The organism is Amycolatopsis kentuckyensis (assembly GCF_002155975.1).
In the GTDB taxonomy this organism is placed as follows: Bacteria; Actinomycetota; Actinomycetes; order Mycobacteriales; family Pseudonocardiaceae; genus Amycolatopsis; species Amycolatopsis kentuckyensis.
Genome location: NZ_MUMI01000318.1, coordinates 1 through 19,254, shown reverse-complemented (window position 1 = coordinate 19,254; position 19,254 = coordinate 1). Strand labels below are relative to the sequence as shown.

The 19,254-nt window shown below is 70.2% G+C and carries 17 protein-coding genes; 9 read left to right on the top strand and 8 right to left on the bottom strand.

Going from position 1 to position 19,254, the window contains the following annotated elements; translation table 11 throughout:
* The first annotated feature begins 6 nt into the window (after window positions 1-6).
* Window positions 7-957 carry a carbohydrate ABC transporter permease gene (locus CCN39_RS28905; protein ID WP_086847228.1) on the top strand — a complete coding sequence of 317 codons (951 nt, stop codon included), beginning with the start codon at window positions 7-9 and terminating at the stop codon, window positions 955-957.
* Window positions 954-1,763 (top strand): carbohydrate ABC transporter permease, encoded by an 810-nt coding sequence (locus CCN39_RS28900; protein ID WP_208630423.1) that lies wholly within the window; start codon window positions 954-956, stop codon window positions 1,761-1,763. Before CCN39_RS28905 ends, CCN39_RS28900 begins: the two co-directional genes overlap by 4 nt.
* Before the next feature lie 4 nt (window positions 1,764-1,767).
* Here the strand turns inward: CCN39_RS28900 and CCN39_RS28895 are convergent, their stop codons facing one another.
* Entirely contained in the window at window positions 1,768-2,544 is a 777-nt protein-coding gene (locus tag CCN39_RS28895; protein ID WP_086847226.1) for a MerR family transcriptional regulator, read from the bottom strand.
* A 106-nt stretch (window positions 2,545-2,650) separates the two neighbouring features.
* Here CCN39_RS28895 and CCN39_RS28890 point away from each other — a divergent pair, with 106 nt between their 5' ends.
* Complete coding sequence (locus CCN39_RS28890; RefSeq protein ID WP_086847224.1) at window positions 2,651-3,724, top strand: serine hydrolase domain-containing protein; 1,074 nt, start codon at window positions 2,651-2,653, stop codon at window positions 3,722-3,724.
* A 709-nt stretch (window positions 3,725-4,433) separates the two neighbouring features.
* On the opposite strand, the gene CCN39_RS28885 is transcribed toward CCN39_RS28890, so the two are convergent.
* On the bottom strand, window positions 4,434-4,826 hold the full coding sequence (locus CCN39_RS28885) for a hypothetical protein (protein ID WP_086847222.1): 393 nt from the start codon (window positions 4,824-4,826) through the stop codon (window positions 4,434-4,436).
* 668 nt (window positions 4,827-5,494) lie between these two features.
* Here CCN39_RS28885 and CCN39_RS28880 point away from each other — a divergent pair.
* A complete protein-coding gene (locus CCN39_RS28880; protein ID WP_143264194.1) occupies window positions 5,495-8,446 on the top strand; it encodes an nSTAND1 domain-containing NTPase in 2,952 nt (983 codons plus the stop codon).
* Between the two features lie 705 nt (window positions 8,447-9,151).
* Here CCN39_RS28880 and CCN39_RS28870 read toward each other — a convergent pair.
* Window positions 9,152-9,874 (bottom strand): hypothetical protein, encoded by a 723-nt coding sequence (locus CCN39_RS28870; protein ID WP_208630421.1) that lies wholly within the window; start codon window positions 9,872-9,874, stop codon window positions 9,152-9,154.
* Between the two features lie 122 nt (window positions 9,875-9,996).
* On the opposite strand from CCN39_RS28870, the gene CCN39_RS28865 reads away from it, so the two are divergent.
* Window positions 9,997-10,716 (top strand): TetR/AcrR family transcriptional regulator C-terminal domain-containing protein, encoded by a 720-nt coding sequence (locus CCN39_RS28865; RefSeq protein ID WP_244211048.1) that lies wholly within the window; start codon window positions 9,997-9,999, stop codon window positions 10,714-10,716.
* A 131-nt stretch (window positions 10,717-10,847) separates the two neighbouring features.
* Here CCN39_RS28865 and CCN39_RS28860 read toward each other — a convergent pair whose 3' ends face one another.
* Both CCN39_RS28860 and CCN39_RS28855 read right to left on the bottom strand, forming a co-directional pair.
* Window positions 10,848-12,629 carry a tetratricopeptide repeat protein gene (locus CCN39_RS28860; protein WP_208630420.1) on the bottom strand — a complete coding sequence of 594 codons (1,782 nt, stop codon included), beginning with the start codon at window positions 12,627-12,629 and terminating at the stop codon, window positions 10,848-10,850.
* Window positions 12,630-12,814: 185 nt separating this feature from the next.
* Window positions 12,815-13,135, bottom strand: a complete 321-nt coding sequence (locus CCN39_RS28855; protein WP_143264193.1) for a hypothetical protein — start codon at window positions 13,133-13,135, stop codon at window positions 12,815-12,817.
* A 487-nt stretch (window positions 13,136-13,622) separates the two neighbouring features.
* Here CCN39_RS28855 and CCN39_RS28850 point away from each other — a divergent pair, with 487 nt between their 5' ends.
* The gene (locus tag CCN39_RS28850) at window positions 13,623-13,811 is read left to right on the top strand and encodes a hypothetical protein (protein ID WP_086847215.1); all 189 of its coding nucleotides are present in this window, start codon (window positions 13,623-13,625) and stop codon (window positions 13,809-13,811) included.
* 192 nt (window positions 13,812-14,003) lie between these two features.
* On the opposite strand, the gene CCN39_RS28845 is transcribed toward CCN39_RS28850, so the two are convergent.
* Complete coding sequence (locus CCN39_RS28845) at window positions 14,004-14,975, bottom strand: helix-turn-helix transcriptional regulator (protein ID WP_086847213.1); 972 nt, start codon at window positions 14,973-14,975, stop codon at window positions 14,004-14,006.
* A 93-nt stretch (window positions 14,976-15,068) separates the two neighbouring features.
* Between CCN39_RS28845 and CCN39_RS28840 the strand changes: the two genes are divergently transcribed.
* Window positions 15,069-15,740: an alpha/beta fold hydrolase gene (locus CCN39_RS28840; RefSeq protein ID WP_086847211.1), complete on the top strand. Its 672-nt coding sequence runs from the start codon at window positions 15,069-15,071 to the stop codon at window positions 15,738-15,740.
* Window positions 15,737-16,174 carry an HIT family protein gene (locus CCN39_RS28835; protein WP_086847209.1) on the top strand — a complete coding sequence of 146 codons (438 nt, stop codon included), beginning with the start codon at window positions 15,737-15,739 and terminating at the stop codon, window positions 16,172-16,174. The genes CCN39_RS28840 and CCN39_RS28835 overlap by 4 nt, the downstream gene beginning before the upstream one ends.
* Window positions 16,175-16,372: 198 nt before the next feature.
* On the opposite strand, the gene CCN39_RS28830 is transcribed toward CCN39_RS28835, so the two are convergent.
* Entirely contained in the window at window positions 16,373-17,221 is an 849-nt protein-coding gene (locus CCN39_RS28830) for an SCO6745 family protein (RefSeq protein ID WP_086847207.1), read from the bottom strand.
* Window positions 17,222-17,336: 115 nt separating this feature from the next.
* Here CCN39_RS28830 and CCN39_RS28825 point away from each other — a divergent pair, with 115 nt between their 5' ends.
* Complete coding sequence (locus CCN39_RS28825) at window positions 17,337-18,515, top strand: hypothetical protein (RefSeq protein WP_086847206.1); 1,179 nt, start codon at window positions 17,337-17,339, stop codon at window positions 18,513-18,515.
* A gap of 21 nt (window positions 18,516-18,536) precedes the next feature.
* Here CCN39_RS28825 and CCN39_RS28820 read toward each other — a convergent pair.
* The coding region (locus tag CCN39_RS28820; protein ID WP_279629591.1) for an alpha-L-rhamnosidase-related protein at window positions 18,537-19,254 on the bottom strand (718 nt) is incomplete at its 5' end.

Sequence of the window (19,254 nt, the reverse complement as noted above, 5' to 3'; positions counted from 1 at the left end):
CCACCGATGACCAGCTCGGGCAACCTCGTCGCGGCCGGGCCGCGACCGTCCACTGTGGTGGGACCACCGGCGCGCCGCCGCCGGCGGTCCCGCCGCACCGGCTGGGCCGGCTGGCTCTTCGTGGCACCGGCCCTGATCTTCTACGCCGTGTTCGTGCTGCGGCCGATCGTCCTCACCGTGCAGTACTCGTTCTACGACTGGAACGGCATCGGCGCGTCCCGGTGGGCCGGCTTCGGCAACTACGCCAAGGTGTTCACCGATCCGGAACTGTACGAGTCGATCCTCCACGCGTTCGAGCTGATCGTGTTCTTCAGCGGGATCCCGGTGCTGCTCGGCCTGGCGATCGCCGCGACGATCCGCCGCATCGCGACGAGCCGCCTCGCGCTCGCCGCCCGGACCGTGCTGTTCCTGCCGCAGGTCATTCCGCTGGTCGCCGCCGGCATCGCGTGGACGTGGCTGCTGTCGGCCACCGGCGTCGTCAACCAGCTGTTCTCGGCGCTGGGCCTGGGCACGGTGTCGAAAGCGTGGCTCGGCGACTCCTCGACCGCGCTGCCCGCCGTCGGGGTGATCGGCGCCTGGGTCCTGCTCGGCCTGTGCATCCTGCTGTTCCTGTCCGGCATGAGCAAGATCGACCCGGCGCTGTACGAGGCGGCACGCATCGACGGGGCCGGGGTGGTCCGCGAGTTCTTCGCGATCACGGTGCCCAGCCTGCGCCAGGAGATCGGCGTCTGCGTGACCGTGACGATGATCGCCGCGCTCGCGAGCTTCGACATCGTGTACGTCTCGACGCAGGGCGGTCCCGGCAACGCCACCACGGTGCCGGGCCTGGAGATCTACTACCTCGCGTTCTCGCAGCGCGAGGTGGGGCTGGCCTCCGCGCTCGCCGTCGTGCTCATGGTGGTCGTGCTCGCGGTCGTGCTCCCGATCCAGCGCGTCTCGAAGGAGGACAAGCCGTGAGGGGCTTGACCGGACGTGTCCTGCTCGTCCTGCTGATGGCGGCGACGGTGCTGCCGTTCGTCAGCCTCTTCGTCACCGCGCTGCACCCCTCCGGCTCGTACCCGTCCGGTTTGGACTGGCCGGCCGATCCCCAGTGGGGCAACTTCGCGCGGGCGTTCGAGGTGGCCCGGCTGGGCGAGTTCCTGAAGTCGAGCGTGCTCATCGTGCTCGGCGTCGTCCCGGTGTCCCTGCTGATCGCCACGATGGCCGGCTTCGCGACCGGGCACCTGCGCATGCCCGGCGGCCGGGCGGTGTTCCTGCTCTTCGTCCTCGGCTTGACGCTGCCGTTCGAAGGCATCATCACGCCGCTGTACTTCCAGGTGCGGGACATGGGCCTGCTCAACACCCGGTGGGCGATCATCCTGCCGCTGATCGGCCTGTACATGCCGTTTTCGGTGTACTGGATGCGCGCCCACTTCGTGACCATGCCGCACGAGCTGTCGGAAAGCGCCCGGGTGGACGGGGTCAGCACCTGGCAGCTGTTCTGGCGCATCCACGTCCCGCTGGCGAAGCCCGCGCTCTCCTCGCTGGCGATCCTGCTGTTCCTGTGGACCTGGAACCAGTTCCTGCTCGCGATCGTGCTGGTGGACGACCCGGCGAACCGCACGATGGCGGGCGCGCTGGGCGCGTTCCAGGGACAATGGGGTACCGACATCCCGCTGTTGTGCGCCGGTTCGCTGCTGATCCTGACGCCGACGCTGGTGGTCTTCCTGATCTTCCAGCGGCGTTTCGTGTCCGCGCTGCTGGCCGGTTCCCTGAAGGGCTGACCGGTCAGGGTCGCGGGATGCGGACGCCGGCCGCCCGCAGTTCGGCTTCGAAGAGCCCCGCCAGCCGCGCCGCGACCGGTGTCCGTTCTTCGCCGTGGCGGGCGATCAGCGTGTACCGGGTCGCGGCGTCGGTGCCGGCGTGCAGGCCCGTCACCGTCTCGAGCAGGGCGGGACGGGCGAGGTAGTGGCTCGCGGCTTCGGCGGCCAGCTGGGCGACGCGGGGGTCGTCCGGTTCCCAGGCCTCGGCCTCGGCGGCGCGTCGGGCCAGGCGGAGGAGGCCGGGATCGTCGAGGGCCTGCTCGAAGTGCGTGAGGTAGTCGTCGAACTGGCTCGGGACCAGGGCCCTGGCCAGCACCCAGCCTTCCCTGGTGGCTGCCACTTCGTCCGCGGTGAAGCCGAGGCCGGGCATTTTCTCCAGCAGCGCGACCGCGCGGTCGGGCAGCAGCGCCCGGTCGCCGTCGGCGAGCCGGTGCAGCGTGTCCCGCCGCGCGACCAGGTCCTCGATCCGTTCGGTGAGCCGCCGCCCGACATCGGCGACCGCGGCGGCGAACCCCGCGGCGTCGACGTCGAGCAGGGGCCCGATCTCGGCCAGCGGCACCCCGGCGGCGGCCAGTGTCCGGACTTGCACCAGCCGCAGCAGGTCGGCGGAGCCGTACCGCCGGTAGCCGGAGCTGTCGCGTCCGGGCTCCGCGGCCAGGCCGAGCTTGTGGTAGTGCCGCACTGTTTTCACGGTGACGCCGGCGAAGGCCGCCGCCTGCCCGATCGTGACTCCGTTCCGCATCCGTTCAGCTTGCCGTACCTGTGAGCCGGATCATGGTTGAGGTTGACCCGAGGTCAGGGTCGAAGCTCGGTGCAGCGGCAAACACCGATGCGAGGAGTGAGCAACCATGTCCGTCACCGATCAGGACCGTCCTGAACTGCAGAAGGCGATCGAGGAGATCGCCGGTTCCGGCTTCCTCGGGGTTTCCCTGCGCGTGCACGACGAGCGAGGCGAGTGGGCCGGCAGCGCCGGGACGGCCGAACTGGGCGGCGTCACGAAGCCGCCCGTCGACGGGCACGTCCGGATCGGCAGCAACACCAAGACGTTCGTCGCCACGCTGGTGCTGCAGCTCGTGGCGGAAGGCAAGATCCGGCTGGACGACCCGGTGGCCGGGCTCGGGCCGGACCCGCGGGTCACCGTGCGGATGCTGCTGCAGCACACCAGCGGGATCTTCAACTTCAGCGGCGAGGTCCTCGCGGACGGCACGGTCGTGCCGGGCATCCCCATCCCCTACGGCGACACCGGCGAGGAGTGGGTGGCCAACCGCTTCCGCAGCTACCCGCCCGAGGAGCTGGTCCGCCTGGCGCTGGCCCGGCCGGCGCGGTTCGAGCCGGGAACGGCGTGGAGCTACTCCAACACCAACTACGTCCTGGCCCGGCTGCTGATCGAGCAGGTCACCGGCCACTCGTTCGCCGAGGAACTCCGACGGCGGATCCTGGCACCGCTCGGCTTGTCGGGCACGGTCGTGCCGGACCTCTCGCCGGAGCTCCCCGAGCCGTACGCCCACGCGTACTACGGGCCGGACAAGATCGACGTCAGCAGGCACAACCCGTCCTGGATCTCCGCCGGCGGAGATCTGATCTCGACCACCCGCGACCTCGGCACGTTCATCGCGGCGCTCAACCGCGGGGACCTCCTGCCGGCCGAGTTGCTGGCCGAGATGCGCAATCCGTACCCGACCGGCATCCCCGGCATGGACTACGGCCTCGGCGTGTTCGTGCTGACCACGGAGGGCGGCCCGCTCATCTCCCACAACGGCGCCACTGTCGGCCACGCGGCCCTGATGTACAGCACGCCGGACGGCCGCAGGACGCTGACCGCGGCACTGAACTGCGTCGACGACGCAGCAATGTCGATCGCAACCGCGTTCCGGGACGCCCAGCAGAGGCTCGTCGCGGAGGTTTTCGGCGGGCGCCCCTGAGTGTGCTCGGTCAGGGCTCCGGGTTCGGTGCCGACAATCGCCACCACGCCCGGCGTCCGACCGGCGGTCGCGGACGGCCTCGGGAACCGGCACGCCGGCTGCGGCAGCCTCGACGTCTTGGCCCGCGCGCTTTGAGATCAGGCGCGGATCGACGCGAACCTGCTCGAGATAGTCCTCGATCCATTCACCGGCTTACAACCCCGCCGACACGTTGCCGCAAGGCCCGCACTCTCGTGCCGCTGATCGAGCGTTGCGACGTCCTGACATGCCGATGACCGGACGTTCGCCGCTACCGTCGGCTGGTTCCGTAACCACCGCGCAGTGGCGGCTTCAGGTCGCTCGCGGCCCATCGAGGTTCGATCGGACGGCCGTAATTGCGGGTGGTCGGGTCCCAGCATCCGCTCGCTGCCGGCGAGAGTGGCCTCGCACAGCGGGATCGCCCGCCCCGGATCACCCGCCGGCTTGTAGGCGCTCGCCAGGATGTTCCGCAGACCAGCGTGTTCGGATGCGGTGGAATACCGCACGCAGCCCGAACCCACGCTGCTCACGGGCGGCGCAGAGCGGACGGTGTCGACACACCAGGACCACGCCGGTCGGGCGTCGGCCCAGCTCCGGTTGATGGAGCGCGTTGGATGCGCGTGTTCGTCACGCTGGTGGTCGTGCGGTGAACACGACTGGCAGTGTGTCCCCCGCACGACCAGTGCTCAGCTCAGCGGTACTCCCACCACGACGCGATGAGGTTCCCGGCGGCGTCTCGCACCTCGAACAGGATCCGGTCGGCCCCGCCGGGGATGTCCGCTTCGAGTTCGATCTTGACCTTGCTGTTCACGCATTTCAGGCTGGTGCTCTTGTAGTCGAGCCGACGGCTGGGGCCCGCGTACGTGGAGGCGTAGATGCGCACGCACGTGTCGGTGTACAGGAAGCCTTCGACCAGAGCGGAACGCGCGTAGAAATAGGTCGTGTGATCGAACTCGCCCCAGGCCTCTTCGGCGGCGCGGTGGGCAGCGGTGCTGGTGCTGGTCGCCACCTGGCCGGCCGGGGCGGCGGTGGCCGTCGGGGCTGCGGCGAAGAGCGTGGCGGCCGAGGCCGCCACCGCGGCCACGACAACCCCGGCCGTCCTGCCGCGGCGCCGTGCTGACGGCTTGTCAAGAAGTTGGACCATGCTGAGTAGCCATCCGTTTCTTGCGGGAGCGGCTGCACGCTGATCGGGATCCGGATCGGTGTGAGAAGACTGTTCGGACGCGTGCCGTCTCGGATCAATGCCCTGCTACTTATGCATAGCGGGGTGGCACGCGCGTTGTTCTGCGTGCGTGACGACGGCCGGGTGTTGCCGGCGGCGGTGGAGCCCTGTCGGCCGCCGGCCGCCACATGCGCGCATTCACCACCCTCGGCGACGAGGGTTTGGTCACTTAGAGTGACGACATGTCGAGGTGGACGACCGCAGTTTCCCGAAGAGGAAAGTCGGGCCAAGGTTTGGCATCGACGTTGTCGACGCCGGACGGCGCCGCGACAGCGGACGGTGCCGCCGAGACGAGCGTAGCCAGTACGGCTGCAGTGATGACCGCGGCGACCGTGCCGCGGCGCCGAGTACTCGGGTCGTTACGGAGCTTGAGCATGACGGGTACTTCCCTTCTCGGTTCCCAGCGCCCCCTCGGCGGTGGGTGCCGATCATCGGTTTAGTGCGGGCGGGTTGTCCGGCGCCGGGGGCTGGACGCCGGACGACAACGTCCGGACAATGAGCAACCGACTCGGGGAGGGGTTGGGGACGTTATGCCGCGTGCTGAGCGACCACTGGAACCGGACGGCTCGGTTCTCACACAATTCGCCACTGACCTGCGGAAACTGCGTGAAGCCGCCGGGAGCCCGCCGTACCGGGAGCTGGCGCGACGAGCCCATTTCTCCTCGACGACGTTGTCCGACGCGGCCGGCGGGCGACGGTTGCCCAGCTTGCCGGTCACATTGGCCTACGTCGCCGCCTGCGATGGTGACCGCGACGAGTGGGAACGCCGATGGCACGCTGTCGCCACCGACCTCAGCGAAGACCGTCTCGAGCAAGACGACGATGCCGCCGCGGACGCGCCCTACGTCGGGCTGGTGGCCTACAGCCCGGCGGACGCCGAGCGGTTCTTCGGCCGGGAACGGCTGGTCGACGACCTCGTCGCCCGGCTTCGGCGTCAGCGATTCCTGGCCGTGTTCGGGCCGTCCGGAGCCGGGAAGTCGTCGGTGTTGCGAGCGGGGCTCGTCCCACAGCTTCGGGCGAAGGCAGACGCCGGCCCCGTCCTGCTGTTCACCCCCGGCACGCACCCGCTGCAGGAGTGCGCACTACGGCTCGCGGCCCTCTTGGGCACCACCGCGTCGGTGATCGAGGCGGAGCTCACTGCCGAGCCTGGCGCCATGCCGGCTCTCAATGCCCAGCTGCTGCTCGACCGGCCCTTGGCCGCGGAGACCGTGCTCGTCGTCGACCAGTTCGAGGAGGTCTTCACACTCTGTACAGATCGCGACGAACGAGCCGCGTTCATCGACCTGCTGATCACCGCTGCGGCGGTGGGTTCGCGATGCCGGGTGGTGCTCGGGGTGCGCGCGGATTTCTACGCCCACTGCGCCCAGCACGAGGGAATAGTCGCGGCTCTGCAGGATGCCCAGGTCACGGTGGGGCCGATGGCCGCCGATGAACTCCGCCGGGCGATCACCCGCCCCGCGACCGGCGCCGGCTGTGCCGTGGAGAGCGACTTGCTCAGCGTGCTGATCGCCCACGTGCACGGCCAAGCGGGAATGCTGCCGCTGTTGTCGCACGCCTTGCGGGAGACGTGGCGCCGTCGCAAGGGCAACACCCTGACCCTCGCGGGCTTCCACGCCGCCGGCGGTCTCGAGGGAGCGCTTGTCCGCACCGCCGAGACCGTGTTCAGCGGCTTGGCGGCGCCTCAGCAACAGTTGGCTCAGCAGCTGCTCAAGCGTCTGGTGGTCCTCGGTGAGGGCACCGAGGACACCAAGCGCCGCGTCGCCCGTGGCGAGCTCGACCACACCTCCGATACCGAGACTGTTTTGCGCGTGTTCGGTGACGCTCGGCTGCTGACCCTCGACCGCGACACCGTCGAGATAACGCACGAAGCGCTCATCGGCGCGTGGCCACGGCTGCAACGGTGGCTCAACGCCGATCGCGAGGGTCACCGGCTCCACCGTGAACTCATCGACGGCGCCGCCAGGTGGGAGACTCATGACCGCGACCCCGCCACGCTCCTGCGGGGTGACCGGCTGACCCTGATCGACGACTGGGCACGGCGTACCGACGAGTTGACGAGCCGGGAGCAAGAGTTCCTCAAAGCGTCGATCTCGGCCCGCGACCGCGAGCAGTCGGCGAGCCGACGACGGATCCGACGACAGCGGGTACTCATCGCGGTCCTGTCGGTGTTACTGCTGCTGACGGGAAGCCTCACAGTTTTGGCCGTCCGAGCGCAGAACAGCGCGACCGAACAGCGCAACGTCGCCCTTGCGCGCAAAGTCGTCAACGAGATCCCCGCGCTGCTGGAGGCTGATCCGGGCCTGGCCGCCCAGCTCAGCTTGGCCGCGAACAAACTGAGTCCCTCCGCCGAGACCCGTACCCACGTGATTGCTGCTGCGGCGACGGCGACCGCGACTCGCATCCCAGGGTCTCGAGCTCTGCTCTCTCGCAACGGGCGCACCGCCGTGGTGTCCACGGACGAGAACCAGATCACGACCGTGTGGCGGCTGGATGGCGAACACTCCACGGCCGGCGGGCAGATCACCGGTCAGCCGACCTCCGTCACCAGCGACGGCGCCACCGTTGTTGCCGTCCGCGACAACAACGTGCTGCAGGTGTGGGATGTCGAGGACGTTGCTCATCCCCGCGTCCTGTTCACCCTGCCGGAACCGGCGGGCGCGGGAACGATCGACCCAAGCCGCCGCCACCTGATCTCCGAAGGAATAGTGCATGAACCATATCGCGATCCGATCTATGGCCTGGTGCAGTCTGACTGGACACCATCCGAGGAAGGCACGCTGTGGGATGTGGCCGACCCCGGACATCCGCGGAAACTCAGCGCACACCCGATGCCGGGCATAGGCTTCCAGCTGACCGACGACGCCACCACCATCATCAGCTCCGGTCAGGAGATTAGCTCCGGTCAGAGTATCCCGGTGCCGCAAGTCCAGCTGTGGCGTGCGACTCGGCCTGAGGGTTCCGGCCAGCCGATGACCATGGGCGGGTTTGCCAATACAACAGACCCCCTCATCTCGCCTGACGGACACGCGGCTTTGACGGCGGCGTCGATTTCGACACTGAACAACGAAGTGCTGCTCTGGGATCTGACCCGCCCGGAAGGGCCCCGTTACACCGGCCACGTGCACTTCGCTCACCACTTCACCAACGCGCTGGCCCTCAGCTCCGACAACACCAAGCTCGCCGCAGCCTTCGACGATGGCAACCTCGAAATCTGGAACATCGCCGACCCAGCACACCCGTTCCTGGAGACGTCGATCCCCGTCCCCACCCGAAACTTCACATCCCTGGCATTCACGCCGGATGACACCGAGATCCGGGCCTCGAGCGGAAACGGCGATGACCAGCCCGCGGACATCTGGCAGTGGCACCTCGATCCCGCCGGGGCCGCGGCTCAGATCTGTCGGCACGCCGCCGAGCCGATCACACCAGACCAGTGGGCTGATCATTTTCCCGGCCTTGAGTACGACCCGCCCTGCCAGTAACAAAAGAATTGCCAACACGAATGGCCACGCGAGGATGGCAGGGTCATCAGCTACGAGATCAATCGCGAAGCTGTCCAGGGTCCGGCGAGCGAGGTCGCCGCGTAGTGGTGCGACGTGAACTCGAATCAGGCCGATTACAGCTTGCTGATCAACCTCGCACAGCCACAAGTCAAGGAGGGCGCGCGGACCGAGGTCGGGCACCGTGGCGTCGGCTGTGAGTTGATGCCAACGGGAGTGGTTGCCGACGATCTGCTCCTCCAACAGCACCCCGCCGTGCTGTGCCGTGAGTGCTGCCACCTCGGCCCAGAACGCCGCGTCCGCCGCCATCCGGGCCGTAGGGGCGAGCCGTCCAGCGGCTCGACGAACAAGCCGCTCGCGGCAGTCAGCGCGACCGCATGGTTGCGCGCTTCCGACCTGCATGTAGCGGTCGTAGCCGACATGGACGAAGAACCGGTCCTCGGATTCGAGTCGGCACCACGCGCCGCTGCCACGCAACATGGCGCGCACCAGTTCACGCCCGACGTCCAGGGCCCGCCCTGCCGATCATCCGAATGCTCTGTCATGCCGACGGGCGTGAGTCATGGGGACCGGGATACCGCCTCATCCCCGGCACGTACAACCTGGCGCCGCGCCCGCGGTGTTGCTCCCGATCTCCGCTGTGCGGCGCATTCCGCCGCGCAGTGCGGGTGCTGCCGGCGTCGATGATCATCGCGCGGCGGCGTGTGCCACAGTGGGAGGCGCCGAGTTATTGCTGCCCGTGGCTGGTCGGGCCCGCCACAGCGAGATGCCCAAGCCGATCAACGCTACTCCGGTCGGCACGGCCAACGGCCGGTTGAACGACTCCGGGAGCACCGCGAGCGCGACCGTGGCGACGGTGCCCGCGGCCAGCAGCGCCGACGCCCACCGGGCGAGGACGCGCGCCCGGAACAACGCGATGCCGAACAGGCAGCCCCCCGCGAGATAACCGACGGAGCTGACCGCGATGACGATCTGCATGCCGCCGATGGCGTGGGTTGCGGTGCCGCCGAAGGCGACGGCGAGGACGTCGGCGACATAGCCGGGCGCCGTGGGTGCCAGCGCGGGCAGAACGGCGGCGGCGACCACCTCGATGCTGAACATCAGCAGGTAGCCGGCGGCGAACAAGGCGTAGCCGAGGAAGCCGAGGATTCCCGTCTGCCGGACTTGACGCAGGTACATGCCGGTGATGCCGGCGAGCGCCAGCGCGGCCATGAGCGCCTTCGCCGTGCTGCGCACGGCCCAGTCGGTGGCGGTGACCAGCGAGACGTCCATGGCCGGGTGGCCGACCTGGACCGCGATGAACAGTGCCCCCGCGATCGCGGCAGCGATTCCGGCGGCCCGCGAAAGGCCCCGTTCGCCGGGCGCCATGGAGAACTGCTTCGTCTTGCCGGGTCTTGGCGTGGCACTCATGCCTTGCTCCTCCGAGAGGGATTCAACCGAGGTGTACAACGTACACCTCTACCGAGCCCAAGCTAGGCGTACGATGTACACCTGTCAAGACCGGGCCACCGGTCAGAAGGTGGAGGACCCCGATGCAGGACACCGCCGCGACCGGCGGCCGGGAGCGGCTCAACCGCGCCAAAGTGCTGGGCGCTGCCGTCGAACTGGCGGATGAAGGCGGCTTCGAGGCCCTGACCATGCGCAGGCTCGCGGCCCAGTTGGGCGTCGTGCCCATGGCGCTCTACAAGCACGTGGCGGACAAGCGCGAGCTCCTCGACGGCATGGTCGACCTGGTCTTCGCCGAGGTCGAGGTCCCCGTCGACGTCGACTGGCGGACCGCCATGCACCGCCGCGCGGCATCGATGCGGCAGACTTTGCTCCGTCATCCGTGGGCGGTCGGCCGGATGGAGACAGGTACCCCAGGACCGGCGAATCTGCACCACCACAACGCCGTGATGCGGTGCCTCCGCCGTGACGCGGGCTTTCCCTTCCGCATGGCCGTGCACGCGTACAACCTGATGGACGCCTACGTCTACGGGTTCGCCCTCCAGGAGAAGACCCTCGCCGGCGACATCCCGGCGGAAGCCGCGCGGCGGCAAAAAGCCGTCGTCGACCGGAAGCCGTCGGAACTCGAGGACTACCCCTACCTCGCCGAGGTGGTCACCGAACTGGCAAAGACCGGGTTCGCCTTCGCCGACGAGTTCGAGTTCGGACTCGACCTCATCCTCGAGGGCCTCAGCCGGATGCCTCAGCAAGCCTCCCGCGCAGCGGGCAGCGGGTCGAACTCACCGCTACGGTCGTCAGCCCGGTAGAGCCAAATCCCGAATGTCTTGCCGGCGCCGCACCCTGACCGCATCGACCCCACGTCAACGTCCGGTCATGCCGATGAGCGGATGTTCGGCGCACCTTCAGCCGGGTCCGTGACCACCGCGCAGTGGCCGCTTCAGGTCGATCGCACCCTGTTGAGGCTCGAGCGGATGATCTTGGTGGTGGGGTGGTCGGGTCCCAGTACCCGCTCGCTGTCGGCGAGGGTGGCCTCATACAGCGGGATCGCCCGCCCTGCGTCCCCCGCCGACTGGTAGGCGTAGGCCAGGTTGTTCCGCGAGGTCAGCGTGTTCGGGTGGTCGGGGCCCAGCACCCGCTCGAGGTCGGTGAGGGTGGCCTCGTACAGCGGGATCGCCCGCCCCAGATCACCCGCCGACTCGTAGGCGCCCGCCAGGTTGTTCCGCGAGGTCAGCGTGCTCGGGTGGTCGAGGCCCAGCACCCGTTCCCGATCGGCGAGGGTGGCCTCGTACAGCGGGATCGCCCGCGCCAAATCACCCACCGCCTGATAGGCGTAGGCCAGGTTGTTCCGCGACTTCAGGGTGTCGGGGTGGTCGGGGCCCAGCACCCGCTCGTGGGCGGCAAGGGTGGCCTCGTACAGCGGGATCGCCCGCCCCAGATCACCCGCCGACTCGTAGGCGCCCGCCAGGTTGTTCTGCGAGGTCAGCGTGTAGGGATGGTCGGGGCCGTTGAGGCGTTGGTAGCTGTCGCCGGCGCGGGTGAGGTAGCTGATGGCGGCGCCGACGTCGCCCTGCCCTTCGAGGTAGAGGCCCAATTCGTTGAGCAGTCTGCTGGTGTGCGTGGTGTCAGTGTCGGGCGTGGTGTGTTCCAGCAGCGCCCGCGCATGGGGCAGGACCATCCGATAGGCGGGCCAGTTCGCGGGAGCGTGTGGGTCCCGGTCGGAGAGAGCGACCGCAAGAATGGCCGCGGTGCGGTCGCGGGCGGCGGCGATGTCGGCGGGCTGCCGGTGCGGGTCGGTCGGGTCCGGCGTGCGGGTGACCGCCTGCACCAGGCGATGCACGGCCACCGTGTTCCCGGTCAAGGTGACCATGCTGTAGGCGGCCAAGCGGCCCAGCTCCTCGGAGAACTCGGGTTCTCCCACCGCATCGGCCAGCAGGTCCCGGAGGATGCCGTCGGGAGCGAACCAGGCCAGCTGCCGTAGCACTCGCCCCGCGGACGGGGTGCCGGCCAGGCGGTCGAGGGTGACGTGCCAGACCCTCGCCATCGTCCGCTGCGCGTCACCGCCCTCCGCCGTCGCGGTGAACATCCGCGCCGGAAACCGCGCCAGCATGTCGAGGTAGGCGGCCGGGCTGGTGCGGGTCTGGGCCAGGTAAGCCGCCGCCTGCTCAACCGCCAGCGGCAACCATCCCAGCTCGCCGCACAGCCGATCCGCGTCGGCCAGGTCCGCCTCCGGCCACTCCGGCCGCACGATCCCGGCCAGCAACTGCACCGCCTCGTCGTCGGTGAGCACGTCGAGCGCCACCGTCTCCCCGGTTCGCCATCCCGAGCGCCGGCGACTGGTGATCACGACGGTGCCGGTCCGCACCCGGCTCAACAGGCCCGCTACGTCCTGCGAGCTGGTGACGTTGTCCAGCACCAGCAACCAGTCCTCGTGCGTGGCCAGCCACCGCACACCCAGCTCCACGCGCTGTTCGGACGGCAAGACCGCTGTCTCCGGCGCCAGCGCGGCGGCCAGCTCAGCCAATCCCGTCTCCATCGCCGCCGGTGAATCCGCCGTGATCCACCACACGAGGGAAAACCGGTCGGTGTGCAGCTCGGCGAACCGGGCGGCCAGGGTGCTCTTGCCGACCCCGCCCAAGCCGTGCACGGCCACCACCACCGCGCGTCCGCCTGCCCCGGCCACCGTTGACTCCAGCTGCGCCAGCTCCCGGGTTCTGCCCACGAAGACACCCGACTCCGCGGGGACACGACCTATCCCCGGTACGGCCGGGAGCGACTCCATCACCGGCACGCCCGAACCGTTGACCACCAGATCGCCCTGCACGACGCCCACGGCGGTGCCACTGGCGCCACTCACACTCTCGACCGACACCGGCTGGGCCGCCGGTACCCCCGGCGCGGGATGGCCTACTCCCTCGCCGGCGAGGGAGGGTCCGGCGGCGCGACACCCACCTGCCCGAAGTTCACCCCTACTGTCGGCCCCGAACCGGAACCGCCCGACACACCGCCGGTGATGACCACGCCCTGGTTCGACGCTGTCTGCGACGGAGCCGGCTCGGCGGCAGCAGGGACATCGGCAGCGGCACGCCCCTGCCGTACCGCGATCACCAACGCTGCCACCGCAACCAGCAGGCCGCCGATACCCGCGAGCCAGCTCAACCCCTCCACCGCCGGCCGAACGCCACTGCCCTGGTCGCCCAGCCAGGCGAGAAGCCCGAACCGCAACACCGCCCACACCGCCAGACCACCGACTGCCGCACCTCCGGCAGCTGCCAGCCACCAACTCCGCCCACGACCGGCCACGCAACCCCCTACGTCCCGTACTCACAGCACAACCATCCTGCTCGGACTAGTCGTGGACCAGGCGCAGAGTGCTACACAGCGCAAGATTCCCGGCCGTAGGGTGCGGCAGTGCTCGATGAAGAACTGCGGGGAAGGCTGGCCGAAGCAGGGCTCCGCTTTGTGCGGATGGCCGACCCGCAAGTGCCTCTGGTGCCGCCGAGCGTCGCGGGTTTCGCTTCCAGTTGCGGTAACGGCGAGGTGGTTCTGGGCGAGTCCTTCGCCCTGAACGACGGTTCGCTCGTCGAACGCGCGAACTCCGCGTGGTTGCGAATCGCGCTGGACGGGGCCTCTTCCGGAAGGACGAATGGGACCTCGCGGGTGCTGGTGCGCAGGGTGTGTTCTCGGATTGAGTCGAGGTCGCCCCGCTTTCACCATGCTTTCCCTCTCCGGCGAGGTCGTTCTTCGGGTGACCTGTGGCGAGCTTTGCCTGGACCTCGTGCTGATCGTCGAGCCGTACCGGATCGAGGTGCTGCGCGGCCAGGCCGAATTCATGGCCGGCTGGCGCGGAACCGGCGAGTTCACCGCCGCGGCCATCCGTCGATCGCTCGGCGCGAACGCCTGAGGTGAATCATCGGCGTCCGGCGCCTCACGGTCGGTTCGGCTCCGGAGCTCAGTAGGGCGCCGGGTGGGGCACGTTCCGTCATGTTGGCGGGACCTGGAACAGGGGGAACGGATGCGTCGCTTCGTGCTGCGGTCGTCCGAATCGGTCGAACCCAGCGTCCTGACCGCAGCAAAACTCAGCCAGGCCGCATGGTCATCGCGGTGGCCGAGCCGGCGCCACGGCCGCGGCAAAGCGCGCCGCGACCGCCGCGACCGCGGCACGGAGTTCGTCTCCGCCCTCGACGCGGAAGGCGAACGGCACCGTCGCCAGCCACTCCTGTGCGTACATCGCCGGATTTCCCGTGCTGCCGATGAGCACGCACCCGTCCTTCGCCGGGTGCAGCCGTCCCATCGGAGGGCGGATCCAAGGTGCCACCTCGGCCAGCGGGGCGTCGAACACGACGTGGGTGCGGAACTCCCAGCCCGTGCCGAGGTTCTCCTCCAGCGCCGCGACCGGGTCGAGGTCGCCGGGTGGCTCGAACTCGTGGCCGGTCCGGACGACCGTGCGCACCCGGTCGACCCGGTAGGTGCGGACCGCGGCCGCCCGATGGGAATGGCACAGCAAGTACCAGCGTCCGTGGCGGACCACGACCGCCCACGGGTCCACCTCGGCCTCCCACGCGTTGCCGCTCTCGCTTCGGTACGCGATCAGGACCCGGCGCCCGGCCGCGACGGCGGCGACGAGTGCGCTGGTGGTGGCGGGATCCGGGCGGGCCGAGTGCCGGTCGGGCGCGGCTGTGGCGTGCTCGCGCAGGGCCGCCGCCTGCCGGCCGACCGTCTCGGGCAGTGCCTGGATGACCTTGCCGAGAGCCGCACCGACCGGGTCGTCGGCTTCGGTGGCCGCCGGCTGGCCGTCGAGCACCGCCATCACCAGGCCCAGCGCCTCGGCCTGGGTGAACACGATCGGCGGCAGCCTCGTTCCGCGCCGGAGCCGGTACCCGCCGTGCGGGCCCCGGGCCGACTCGACCGGAATGCCCGCCTCACGCAGGATCCCGACGTAGCGGCGGGCGGCCCGTTCCGTGACACCGGGCTTCCCGGCGAGCTGGTCGGCCGTCGTGCCGGGCCGCGCCTGGAGGATCTCGAGGGCGCGCAGGGCCCGGGCGGTGGGGCTGAGCTCACTCGGCACCCGGGCAGGCTAGGCGATCACCTGGGGAACCGGAAGCGGATTGTCCGGAATTGCCTCTAGCGTGACCCCCGACCACGAGGGAGAGACCTGATCATGGACATCCTGCTCATCGCCGGCCTGTGGCTCGACGGCTCCGCCTGGGACGGCGTCGCCGCCGCGCTCCGATCGCACGGCCACCGCCCCGTGCCGCTGACCCTGCCCGCGCACGCCACCGCCACTCTCGACGACCAGGTGGCGGCCGTGCTCACCGCGGTGGACGAAGCCGCCGCGCCCGTGGTGGTCGGGCACTCGGCCGCGGCCACCCTCGCCTGGCTGGCCGCGGACGCCCGTCCGGAGAAGATCGCCAAGGTGGTCTTCATCGGCGGCTTCCCGGCGGCCGACGGGAGGCGTTACGCCGACTTCTTCGAGCTGCGGGACGGCGTCATGCCCTTCCCCGGCTGGGAACCGTTCGCAGGCCCGGACTCGGCCGACCTCGACGAGGAGGCCCGGCGCGCCTTCGCCGCCGCGGCGATCCCCGTTCCCCAGGGCGTGGCCACCGGGGTCGTGCGGCTGACCGACGAGCGACGCTTCGACGTCCCGGCCGCACTCGTGTGCCCCGAATTCACCCCGGCCGAGGCCAAGGCGTGGCTCGACGCCGGCGACGTTCCCGAGCTCGCGCGGGTGAGGCACCTCGACTTCGTCGACATCGACTCCGGCCACTGGCCGACGCACACGAAGCCGGCCGAACTCGCCCGGCTGCTCGCGGCGGCGGCCGGTACGAAATGACCTCGGCAGCTCAGGGATGCGTCTTCTGCGCCATCGCGGCGCGGCAGGCCGAGGCCAGCGTGGTGCACGAGGACGAGACCGTTGTCGTCTTCATGGACCTGAACCCCGTCACGCCCGGCCACCTTCTCGTCGTGCCGCGCAAGCACGCCGTGGGCCTGGAAGACCTCGACCGAGCCACGAGCGCGCACGTCTGGTCGGTCGGTCACGACATGGCACGGGCCTTGCGGCGCGCACGCCCGGGCTGCGAGGGGATCAACATCCTCCTCTGCGACGGCGAAGTCGCCTTCCAGACGGTCTTCCACTTCCACCTCCACGTCATCCCCCGCTACGCAGGAGACGGCTGGACGCTCAAGGCCGAGGCTCCCGAACGCGAGAGATCGCTCCTCGACAGTGACGCGCAAGCGATCAGGGACGCCATCACGTCGACGGACTGACGGACGAGCGGAGCCCGACGGCCACTGGCACCGGGAGACGATCACGCCGCCGCCGAGGACAAGATGACCAGGAACGAGGCCGGTATCGAGGAGAACTCGGCTGGCCCGCTTCCAGCTCTCCACGGGGTTCGGCCTCGCCGTCTCCCCGGCGGTCATCACCACGCTCGCGCCCGGCCGCTCTCTGGGGTGCCCCGGCCGCTACGGCCTCGCGAGCGCCCAGGGCATGAGCTTTTCCGACAGCGCCCGGCTGTACGGGCGCACCAGTTCCTGCAGCTCGGCACACGCGGCCTCGCCGATGTGCGCGTAAGGCGCCACGCTGTTCTCGTCGGTCGCCTTCTCGATTTCCGCCCGGCGGGCCGCTCCGGTGGCCGTGAACGTCGGCTCGGCGTCGCCGGTGAGCCAGTTCCGGTCGCGGAGGCCGTCGATCGCGCGGCTCCAGTCCTCTTCGGACCACGCTCGGGACGTGCGCAGGGTTTCCGCCGGGACGGCGCCGGAAGCAGCGTGGGTGACGAGGGCTTCGATGCCGCTCAGGCCCGCCGTCAGCAGGGCCGCGATGTGCGCGTCGCCGCGGTACTCGCGGAGCAGGGTCTGGGCGTGCCACAGGACCAGGTGCGGCTCGGTGGGCCACGGCAGGGCCGCGTGGGCGGCGTACAGCGGGCGGCCGACGACGTCATCGGCGACGGTCTCGGCGGCCTCGCGCAGCAGAGCGGCGGCCCGGTGCATCTCCGGCGCGCCGATCGCGTCGCCCAGGATGCCGCGCAGCGTCCGGTCGACCGCGGCGTGACGCGCCGCCAGGACGGCGTCCGGGCCGGTGGCGGCCCGGGCGGCGGCGATCGACTCCCGGACCAGGACCGGGTTGAAGTTGTAGAAGGTCGCGACCACGACCGGAGCCGGGACCGCGCCCAGCGCCGCCGACCTCGACGCGAAATAGCCCGCGCGGCCGGTGAGACCGAGTTCGCGGTATGCGGCGGCGGCTTCCGGGGCGAAGTAGATCATTCCGTGGTAGGGCTCGATGAGTCGCCAGGTCCGGCGCGCCGCTTCGATCACGCGGCCAACATACCAGCCAGTCGGTACGGCGTGGGGCTTCCCGGCCACCCGGCCGGGCGGGGAACCCGGCCCGCGCTAGCATCCCGGCGGCGGCCGCGCCGATCGGGAGGCGAAGATGGCGGACGAACGCGGCGTCGAAGCCGTCGAGCAGTGGTTCCGGCGGCGGGGGCTGCCCGCCGTGGTGCGGGGCCGGCCCGCCCGGCTCCTCGTCCGGATCGGGCCCGCGGTCGTGTTCATCGCGGCCTGGCAGGTGCTCACCGCCCTGCTGTCCGCAGTGGACGGCGAAACCGACGCGGACTTCGACCGGCTCCTGGAGAGCGACCTCTTCGCGCTCGGCTACACCGGCCTGCTGCTGAGCCTGGTCGTCCTCCCGGCCCTCGGCTCCTGGCTCACCGCGCGGTGGGTGCGGCGCAAGCTGGTCGACCGCGGCGGAACCGGGCCCGCGGCGGTCCTGGCGGCCGGGTTCGCGGTCGTCGTGCCGGTGGTCGACTGGGTCGTCGAAGGCGACTCGGTGCCGCTCGGCCTCCTCACCCAGCTGGCGATCCTGGCCGGGTTGTTCGCGGCCGCCTTCGTCGGGGTCGGGTCGATCGTCGGCTGGGCGCTGCGGGCCGCGTACCGCCAGACGCGGCTGCTCGGCGAGCTGACCAGCCGGGCGCTGCCGCTCCTGCTGCTGTTCACCGTCTTCGGGTTCTTCACCACCGAGATCTGGCAGGTCGGTGCCGCCCTGCCGCGGCAGCGGATGTGGCTGGTCGTCGGGCTCCTGGCCCTGGTCGCCGTGGTCTTCCTGCTCGGGATGCTCAAGGACGAGGTCACCCGGCTGACCCAGTCGCGCACCGCCCCGGTCGGCCTCGACAAGCTGCGCGAAACCCCACTGGCGGCCTTCCTGGCCGACGACGTCCCCGCCGAACGGCTGCCGCTGACGAAGCTGGAACGGGCGAACATGGTCCTCGTCCTGGTCCTGACCCAGGTGCTGCAGACCTTCGTCCTCGCCACCCTCGTGTTCGTCTTCTTCGTGGTCTTCGGGATCGTCGCGGTGCAGCACTCGGTGATCAAGGCGTGGATCGGCCGCGACCCCGCGAGCGGCACGCTGTTCGGCATCCAGCTGCCGATCCCGCAGGAACTGCTGCAGGTCTCGCTGTTCATCGCCGCGTTCTCCGGCCTGTACTTCGCCGCCTCGACGGTGACCGACGCCAAGTACCGCAGCGCCTTCTTCGACCCGCTCGCCGACCACCTGGCGGTCAGCCTCGTCGCGCGGGACCTCTACCTCGGCCGGCTGCTCGGCGGGCCCGGGTGAGGGGGCCCGGCCGCCACCCGGCTACCTCGGGGCCTTGAAGCGGTAGCTCCCGGACCCGACGACCACGACGGTGGCCTTCTTCGCCGCGTCGTACGTCACGCTCGAAACGCCGGGGGCCCACCGCACCGGCTTGCCCGACTCGGTGACGTCGCCCGACGGGATCACCACTTCGGCGGTGGTGCCGGCGGGCACGGTGACGTCCATCGTCAGCCCGCCGCCGGTGACGGCCCACGCGTTCGACAGCCGCCCGTAGACGGTGTCGATGGCACCTTCGGCGTGGGTGAGCCCGCCGCCGAGGTGCGGCTCGACGACGCTCCGGCGGTAGCCGGCCTCCTTGATCCGGATGCCGCCGATGTACTGGTGCATCCAGTCGGCGACCGCCCCGTAGGCGTAGTGGTTGAAGGAGTTCATGTCCACCGGCCCGAAGGTGCCGTCGGGCTGGATCGAGTTCCAGCGTTCCCACACGGTCGTCGCGCCCTTGCCGATCTCGTAGCCCCAGGACGGGTAGTCCTTTTTGGACAGCAGCGTGTAGGCGAGGTCGTCGCGGCCGATGTTCGTCAGGGCCGGCATCAGCCACGGCGTCCCGATGAACCCGGTCTTGAGGTGGTTGTCGCTCTGGGCGAGCTTCGCCACGTACTTCGCCCCCGCCTTTGCCTTCAACGCCGGATCGGTGACGAGGTCCATGCCGAGCGCGAGAGCGTACCCGGTCTGCGAATTGCCCAGCACCGTCCCGTCCGCG